Annotated in this window: 9 protein-coding genes and 1 pseudogene; 4 read left to right on the top strand and 6 right to left on the bottom strand. The window is 68.6% G+C overall.

Features of this window, described 5'->3' with window-relative positions:
- Both ACRDSQ_RS17825 and ACRDSQ_RS17830 read right to left on the bottom strand, forming a co-directional pair.
- The coding region (locus ACRDSQ_RS17825; RefSeq protein ID WP_431422597.1) for a helix-turn-helix domain-containing protein at positions 1-819 on the bottom strand (819 nt) is incomplete at its 3' end.
- Between the two features lie 71 nt (positions 820-890).
- Positions 891-1319: an NUDIX hydrolase gene (locus tag ACRDSQ_RS17830; protein ID WP_431422598.1), complete on the bottom strand. Its 429-nt coding sequence runs from the start codon at positions 1317-1319 to the stop codon at positions 891-893.
- Between ACRDSQ_RS17830 and ACRDSQ_RS17835 the strand changes: the two genes are divergently transcribed.
- The gene (locus ACRDSQ_RS17835; RefSeq protein ID WP_431422600.1) at positions 1318-1518 is read left to right on the top strand and encodes a hypothetical protein; all 201 of its coding nucleotides are present in this window, start codon (positions 1318-1320) and stop codon (positions 1516-1518) included. The genes ACRDSQ_RS17830 and ACRDSQ_RS17835 overlap by 2 nt on opposite strands.
- Here ACRDSQ_RS17835 and ACRDSQ_RS17840 read toward each other — a convergent pair.
- Both ACRDSQ_RS17840 and ACRDSQ_RS17845 read right to left on the bottom strand, forming a co-directional pair.
- Entirely contained in the window at positions 1507-2319 is an 813-nt protein-coding gene (locus ACRDSQ_RS17840) for an ABC transporter permease (protein WP_431422602.1), read from the bottom strand. The two genes, ACRDSQ_RS17835 and ACRDSQ_RS17840, sit on opposite strands and share 12 nt — an antisense overlap.
- 151 nt (positions 2320-2470) lie before the next feature.
- The gene (locus tag ACRDSQ_RS17845) at positions 2471-3439 is read right to left on the bottom strand and encodes an ATP-binding cassette domain-containing protein (RefSeq protein WP_431422603.1); all 969 of its coding nucleotides are present in this window, start codon (positions 3437-3439) and stop codon (positions 2471-2473) included.
- 58 nt (positions 3440-3497) lie between these two features.
- Here ACRDSQ_RS17845 and ACRDSQ_RS17850 point away from each other — a divergent pair, with 58 nt between their 5' ends.
- On the top strand, positions 3498-4238 hold the full coding sequence (locus tag ACRDSQ_RS17850; protein ID WP_431422605.1) for a TetR/AcrR family transcriptional regulator: 741 nt from the start codon (positions 3498-3500) through the stop codon (positions 4236-4238).
- An 8-nt stretch (positions 4239-4246) separates the two neighbouring features.
- Here the strand turns inward: ACRDSQ_RS17850 and ACRDSQ_RS17855 are convergent, their stop codons facing one another.
- Positions 4247-4642 carry a RidA family protein gene (locus ACRDSQ_RS17855; RefSeq protein WP_431422608.1) on the bottom strand — a complete coding sequence of 132 codons (396 nt, stop codon included), beginning with the start codon at positions 4640-4642 and terminating at the stop codon, positions 4247-4249.
- A gap of 97 nt (positions 4643-4739) precedes the next feature.
- Here ACRDSQ_RS17855 and ACRDSQ_RS17860 point away from each other — a divergent pair, with 97 nt between their 5' ends.
- Positions 4740-5729, top strand: a complete 990-nt coding sequence (locus ACRDSQ_RS17860; protein WP_431422606.1) for a helix-turn-helix transcriptional regulator — start codon at positions 4740-4742, stop codon at positions 5727-5729.
- Between the two features lie 209 nt (positions 5730-5938).
- Here ACRDSQ_RS17860 and ACRDSQ_RS17865 read toward each other — a convergent pair whose 3' ends face one another.
- Positions 5939-6550 carry an FMN-binding negative transcriptional regulator gene (locus tag ACRDSQ_RS17865; protein ID WP_431422607.1) on the bottom strand — a complete coding sequence of 204 codons (612 nt, stop codon included), beginning with the start codon at positions 6548-6550 and terminating at the stop codon, positions 5939-5941.
- Between the two features lie 115 nt (positions 6551-6665).
- Between ACRDSQ_RS17865 and ACRDSQ_RS17870 the strand changes: the two are divergent.
- A pseudogene (locus ACRDSQ_RS17870) lies at positions 6666-6852 on the top strand (hypothetical protein); the annotation flags it as partial.

Genomic DNA, 6852 nt, shown 5'->3' on the forward strand with positions numbered 1-6852 from the left:
GTATTCGAGTGCCACGCGGCGGAGAAATTTCACCGATTCGGCTGAACCCAGCGCCTCCCTACGCATCGTATCCAGCTTCGTCTGAAACTTCCCGACTTGCTCTGGTGCGTCGGTGTACGTGTCGACATGCAGGATTGTCGGCGCGTTTCGGTACTCCATCAGGCCGTAATTGCTGGTGGAACCCTCCCACCGCTCCAAGTCGAAGGGCGCTACGCGCACGTCGATGTGGGGCATCTCCGCCATGTCGGCGATGTGCTGGATCTGCTCGGCCATGACCTCGGCGCCGCCGTGCATCCTCCGAAGGGCGGCTTCCTCCAGCACTGCGAAATACTTTGGCGCACGTGGCTTGCGAAGCACTTCCTGGCGTTGCAATCGGGACTTGATGCGGTGTTCGGACTCCTCGGTCATGCCCTCGTTGGCGTATATCAGCGAGCGGACGTAGGCGGGGATTTGGAGCAGACCAGGTACGCGCACCACGTTGACGTGCGAGATCTTCGTTGCCTGGGCTTCGAAGATGGCCAGGATGGGCTGCCTGGTCACCCGGATGTCGGCGAGCAGACTCCACCACGTGGGCGACAGTGGGCTGCTGATCAGCGTGAGGATGCGTTTGCGTTCGACTTTGGGGACGGCGTAGACCGTCAGCAGGGCGGCGGCGGCTTCGGGGCTGGTCGGCCGGATGCCGTTCTCCATCCGGTTCAGGGTGGCGTTGGAGAAGCCTGCCTTCTCGGCCGCGACCGATGTGCTCATTTCGGCTGCAGCGCGCAGTTCGGCGAACAGGCTGCCGATCGCGCGGTCCCTGGCGGTGTCGTGCTTGGTCATCTGATCATCTCACCAGGAGAGACCGTGATCAGCCATTGCCCGATCGTGGACGGGATTTCACCCCCGGAAACTCACCCGGCGAGCCTGCCCGTCGCCGGGCGGGTGCGCAGCAGGGCCAGCGCGGTGTCGACCATCTCGGCGTGGACCAGCCCGTCGATCTCGGCGAGGCCGAACCACCCCGCCATGTCCGAGCTGCCGCCGACCTCGAACCGCAACTCCCCGCCGATGACCCGGCCCTCGTAGATCACCCGGACGCCGTGGAAGTCCGGCCGCACCACCGTGTCGATGCCCAGCAGGGTGTCGATTTCGGCGATATACCCCGTTTCCTCTTCGACCTCACGGACCGCGCCGTCCATCGGGTGCTCGCCGAAGTCGACCCCGCCGCCGGGCAGCATCCACACCGGCCCGTTCGGGCTGACCCAGCGCGAGAGCAGCACTTTGCCGTCGTCGACGCAGATCACGTAGGCGGCGAGCCGGGTCTTGCGACGGTTCTGGGACATGCCCGCACCTTATCGCCGCGACCTGGCCTGCGCGATTGACTTCGTCAGCATGATGAGGCAGGCCACCGGGTTCGAGCTTCACCCCAAGTCCGACGGCGACTTCTCGACCAAGCCGAAGGACCAGCCGGGCGGCCACCGTTGGCGGGTGTTGGCCGACCCGGCTGGGCACCCCTTCTGCCTGACCTCCTCAGCGGCCTAGGCGCTGGAACTTCCGCACCGCCAGCGGAAGGAACACCACGGTGATCACCAGCGGCCACACGACCGCCATGAGCATCGCGTTCCCCTCGATCCAGCTACCGCCGGTCGGCACCGGGTTGCCGAACAGCTCGCGCACCGCGTTCGCGGTGGAGGACACCGGATTCCACATCGCGATCGCCCCTAGCCAGTCGGGCATCAGGTGCGGTGGCGTGAAGACACTGGAGATCATCCCGAACGGGAACGCGACTGCGAACAGGCTGCCCGCCGCCTCCACGTTCGGCACCAGCAGACCCAGGAACACCCCGATCCAGATCAGCGCGAACCGCAGCAACAGCAGCAAAGCGAACGCCGACAGCGTCGCCATGAGCGAGCCGTTGGAGCGCCACCCGACGACCAGCGCGATCACCGCCAGCACCACCAGGTCGATGGTCGCGCTGAACAGGTCGGACACCCCGCGCCCGGTGACGACGGCGGACTGCGCCATCGGCATCGAGCGGAACCGGTCGGTGATGCCGCGCTCCTTGTCGATGGCGACCTGGTAGGCGGTGTTCATGAACCCGAAGGCCATGGTCATCGCGAACATGCCGGGCATCGCGAAACTCTTGTAGTCGGCGGCGCCGACGTCCATCGCACTGCCGAACACGTAGACGAACAACAGCACGGACACGATCGGGAACCCGAGCTGCCACGCGAACAGCGAGGGCTGCCGGATCAGGTGGCTGAGGTCCCGGCGCACGATCGTGAAGCAGTCGGCGACGGCCCAGTAAAGCTTGCCTTTGGGTGCTTCCACAGCGGTAGTCACGGGGCCGCCTCCTCGGGATTGGTCGGGCGGTGCTGATCGGCCAGGCGATCGGCGGTCGCTGGGTGATGGGTGTGTGTGGTGGTGTCGGCTTGTCGAGGGTCGGTCGCGCGGAGGTCCTTGGCCGGGCGATGCGCGTGATCCACAGCGGTGGTCATCGGGCCGCCTCCTCGGTTTCTTCCGTCCGATGCCCCGTCAGGCGCAAGAACACCTCATCGAGCGTCGGCCTGCGCAACCCGATGTCCTCGACCCGCACCCCCGCGTCGGCGAGTGCCCGAGCGACCTCGGTCAGCGCCGCCACCCGGTCCTCCACCGGGGCCTGAACCGTGCGCTCGTCCTGGTCGACCGTCGGCTCCGCCGAGGCCGCCCGGGCCACGATGCTCGCCGCCTTCGGCAGGTCGCCCGCCTCCCGGACCACCACCTCGATGCGGTCGCCGATGTCCCGCTTGAGCGCGTCCGGCGTGTCGTCCGCGATCGTCCGGCCGCGGTCGATCACCGCCACCCGGTCCGCCAGCTGATCGGCTTCCTCCAGGTACTGCGTGGTCAGCAGCACCGTCGTTCCCTCCGCGACCAGCGCCCGCACCGCCTGCCACACCTCGTTGCGGCCACGCGGGTCCAGCCCCGTGGTGGGCTCGTCGAGGAACATCACCTCCGGTGCCAGGATCATGCTCGCGGCCAGGTCCAGCCGCCTGCGCATGCCCCCGCTGTAGTCCTTGACCGTCTTCTCGGCCGCCTCCTCCAGATCGAACTGGACCAGCAACTCCTTCGCCCTGGCGTTCGCCGCGCGCCCGCCCAGGTGGAACAGGCGGCCGAACATCTCCAGGTTCTGCCGACCGGACAGGATCTCGTCCACCGCCGCGAACTGGCCCGCCAGGCCGATGCTGCGGCGCACCAGCGCGGGTTCGCGCGCCACATCGTGTCCGGCGACCACCGCTCGGCCGCCGTCCATCCTCAGCAGCGTCGCCAGGATGCGCACCGCCGTCGTCTTCCCCGCGCCGTTGGGCCCCAGTAGCCCGTGCACCTCGCCGCGCCGAACCGTCAGGTCGAGACCGTCGAGCGCGCGCTTCTCCCCATACCGCTTCTGCAAGTCCTCCGCGAGGACGGCATACTCTTCACCAGGCATGCGTACACCGTACCCGAATATGGGTACGGTGTACCCATCAATTTGTCGGGAGCACCGGATGGCGATGGAACACAGCGGCAGCGGCGACCTGAACCGCAGCCTGGAACTGCTGTGGGACTTCGCCGACAAACCCGGACGCGGCCGCAAACCCGGCCTCACCCTGGAGCGGATCGTCGCCGCCGCCGTGGCCATCGCCGACGCCGACGGCCTGGAGGCGGTGTCGATGCGGCGGATCTCCAGCGAACTCGGCGCGGGCGTCATGTCGCTGTACCGCTACGTGCCGGGCAAGGCCGAACTGCTCGATCTGATGCTCGACCGGGTCTGCGTCATCCCCGAGTCCGACGCCGAGCCCGTGACCGACTGGCGGGCCGCCGTGGAGCGCTACGCGCGCGGTGCGATGGACCTCTACCTGCGCCACCCGTGGATGCTGCAGGTCGACCAGGCCCGCCCGGTGCTCGGCCCGAACCAGCTCGCGGGCATCGAACACGCCCTGAGCGGGCTGAGTGGGATGGCGCTGTCGGACCAGAAGAAGGTCAACATCCTGGTGCTCGTCGACGGGTTCGTCAGCAGCTGCGCCCGCTCGATGGTCAACGCCAAGCGGGCCGAGGAGCGGACCGGCGTCACCGACGAGGAGTTCTGGACAACGCAGGCGCCGATCCTGGAGAAGGCCCTGGCCACCGGCAAGTACCCCATGATGGCTGCGCTGTCCGAGGACGCCTTTGCCGGCAGCGGCGAGGACCTGTTCGACTTCGGGCTGGGACTGATGATCGAGGGCCTACGGGCCTACCTCGACCGCTAGCCCGTGCCTCACGCGACGGCGGTTCCCTCCAGCTCCACCAGTTGGCCGGGGATCGCCAGCCGGGTCACCCCAAGCATCGTGGTGGTCGGGGCCACCCGGGCGGCGCCCAACCGCGCCGCCAGCACGCCGTAGTGCTGGAAAAGCAGGTCGACGTCGGTGGTGTAGACGTTGAGCCGGACGAGGTTCGCCAGCGACATGCCCGCCTCGCCAAGCACGGCCTCCAGGTTGTCCAGGCTCAGCGCCACCTGCGCCGCCATGTCACCGTCGTACTGGGGTTCGCCGTCGCCGCTCATCGCGGTCTGCCCGGAGCAGTACAGGGTGCGGGTGTGCACGGAGACGACCTCGCCCTGGTTGAAGCCCATCGCCACAGACCACGTCACCGGGTTGATCGCCGTTCGTTCCACTGCCATCTCAGTTCCATCCGATTCATCGAGAGCTTGTGGGACGAAGCCTCTCGGCGAATCACGACATCCTGTGTCGTGTATTCGATAATGTTCTCGCATGCGCGCCGACCGGTTGGTCTCGCTGGTGTTGCTGCTGCGCCAGCGTGGTCGGCTGTCCGCGACGGCGTTGGCCCGCGAGCTGGAGGTGTCCACCCGCACCGTGCTGCGCGACATCGAATCCCTGTCCGCGGCAGGGGTTCCGGTCTACGCCGAACGCGGTCGGCACGGCGGTTTCGCGTTGCTGCCCGGTTTCCGGACCGAACTCACCGGACTGAACGACGACGAGGCCCTCGCCTTGCTGGTCGCCGGATCACGGCGCGGCGCGCAGGCTTTCGGGCTCGGCTCGGCGCTCGCCTCGGCGATGCTCAAGGTGGTCGACGCGCTACCCGAAAGCCATCGGAACACCGCGGCGGTCGTGGCCGAGCGGTTGCTCATCGACCCGGAGACCGACCTCCTCTCGCGTCGGCAGGTCGCCGAGGAGGTGCCGGACGCCATCGTGGCCGAGATCCGGCGCGCGGTGTTCGCCGGACACAAGCTGCGCATCCACTACGCGGCCGTGGACCAGGCCCCGAAGTGGCGCACGGTGGACCCGATCGGGCTGGTCACCGTGCGCGGCCAGGGCTACCTGCTGGCCACCAGGTCGGGCGCGGACCGCACCTACCGGCTGTCCCGAGTGCTGGCCGCCGAGGAACTCACCGAACCCGCCGAGCGACCGAGCCGGGTCGACCTGGACCGGGCCTGGCAGGAGCGCGGCGCGCGGTTTCGGAGCGGCGGCGACCAGGTGACCGTGCTGGTGCGGGTGAACCCGGCGCGACGGGAGGAGCTGGTGAGCACCGCGCTGGCCGTCCGCGCCGAAGAACCCGGAGCCGACGGCTGGCCGCGGCTGGAGGTGATCTTCCAAGATTCACGGCACGCCGAATGGGCGCTGTGGCAGCTGGCCACGAACGCGGAAGCCCTGTCCCCGGAGTGGTTGCGCGCGTCCCTGCGCGACCGTGCCGCCACGATCGCCAGCCGCTACGGCGGGTTCGTGGGGTGTCGCCCGAGCTGACTCGGGGAAGATGGGGACTCGGGCGACACCCGCTGACGAACCACTGGAGAGTGCCGGCCCCAGGCCGGGCCAGCGAGTGAAACCTTACACGAAGATGATCACCTTGTGTCACCTTGCGCCACGATCTCACGCCGGACGCTCCGAAAGTGTGAACTTGTTGGTGACATGACGACCTTCGGCGGCTACCTGGTGTAAGAGTCCGCCCCGGGTCAGGGACGGTAGCGCTCGACGGCGGCCGCGCCGGCCTCGTCGCCGGAGCGGCGGAGCCCGTCGATCACTCCGTCGACGTCGGCGGCGGGCCGGTTCTGGCTGAGCTTGAACTTCGCCTCGATGCGGCCGATCGTCACCTCCACGCCGACGATGGCCCGCAACTGCCCCTGGACGAACCGCTCCGGGGCATCGTCGACCGACCACGGCCGCGACCGCCCGGCCTCGTGGCGCTCGGTGAGGCGACGCACGACGTCGGCGACCCAGTCCGGGTCATCGTGCACGGTGAGGCCGCCGTACACGTGCGCGGTCAGGTAGTTCCAGGTGGGGACGACGCGCCCGTGCTCGGCCTTCGAGGCGTACCAGGACGGCGTGATGTACGAGTCGGGCCCGCGCACGATGACCAGTGCGTCACCGATCACCGGGCGGCGCCAGTGCTCGTTATTGCGCGCGAAATGCCCCCGCAGGGTGCCCTCCTCACGGTCGTAGAGGAACGGCAGCATCGTGGCGACCAGGCCGTCGGCGGTGGCCGTGACCAGGTCGGCGGCGCCGTGGCCGGCCAACAGCTCGTGGACCGCGTCGTCGTCGGGGGCGAAGTGCGCGGGAACGTACATCGAGAGGGTCCTCACGGTAGCTTGCGACTGCCCCCATCCTGCGCCACCGGACGGCCCGCCGCCGTGAACCAGTACCCAACCGATCTGGTTCCGGGCGGGTCGGACCCGGTGATGTGTGAGCGACGAGAACAGCTCACTCATCGCCCATGGGCACACGGTTGGTTCCGGACAGTTCGTCGAGGGGGAGAAGCGGATGCGGGAGTTCCTCGACGCCGCGCGGTCCTTCCCGGCCGCACCGCTCGGCATCCTGCTGCTCGTCGTCGTCGGCTACTGGCTGTTGGCCTCGCTGGGCGTCGTGAGCC

The sequence above is a fragment of the Actinokineospora sp. genome, assembly GCF_050699995.1.
In the GTDB taxonomy this organism is placed as follows: domain Bacteria; phylum Actinomycetota; class Actinomycetes; order Mycobacteriales; family Pseudonocardiaceae; genus Actinokineospora.

Coding starts and splice junctions, on each gene's coding strand:
- ACRDSQ_RS17835 (WP_431422600.1), top strand. CDS start 1,318: ATGCCCGCACCTTATCGCCGCGACCTGGCCTGCGCGATTGACTTCGTC.
- ACRDSQ_RS17845 (WP_431422603.1), bottom strand. CDS start 3,439: ATGCCTGGTGAAGAGTATGCCGTCCTCGCGGAGGACTTGCAGAAGCGG.
- ACRDSQ_RS17860 (WP_431422606.1), top strand. CDS start 4,740: ATGCGCGCCGACCGGTTGGTCTCGCTGGTGTTGCTGCTGCGCCAGCGT.
- ACRDSQ_RS17850 (WP_431422605.1), top strand. CDS start 3,498: ATGGCGATGGAACACAGCGGCAGCGGCGACCTGAACCGCAGCCTGGAA.
- ACRDSQ_RS17865 (WP_431422607.1), bottom strand. CDS start 6,550: ATGTACGTTCCCGCGCACTTCGCCCCCGACGACGACGCGGTCCACGAG.
- ACRDSQ_RS17830 (WP_431422598.1), bottom strand. CDS start 1,319: ATGTCCCAGAACCGTCGCAAGACCCGGCTCGCCGCCTACGTGATCTGC.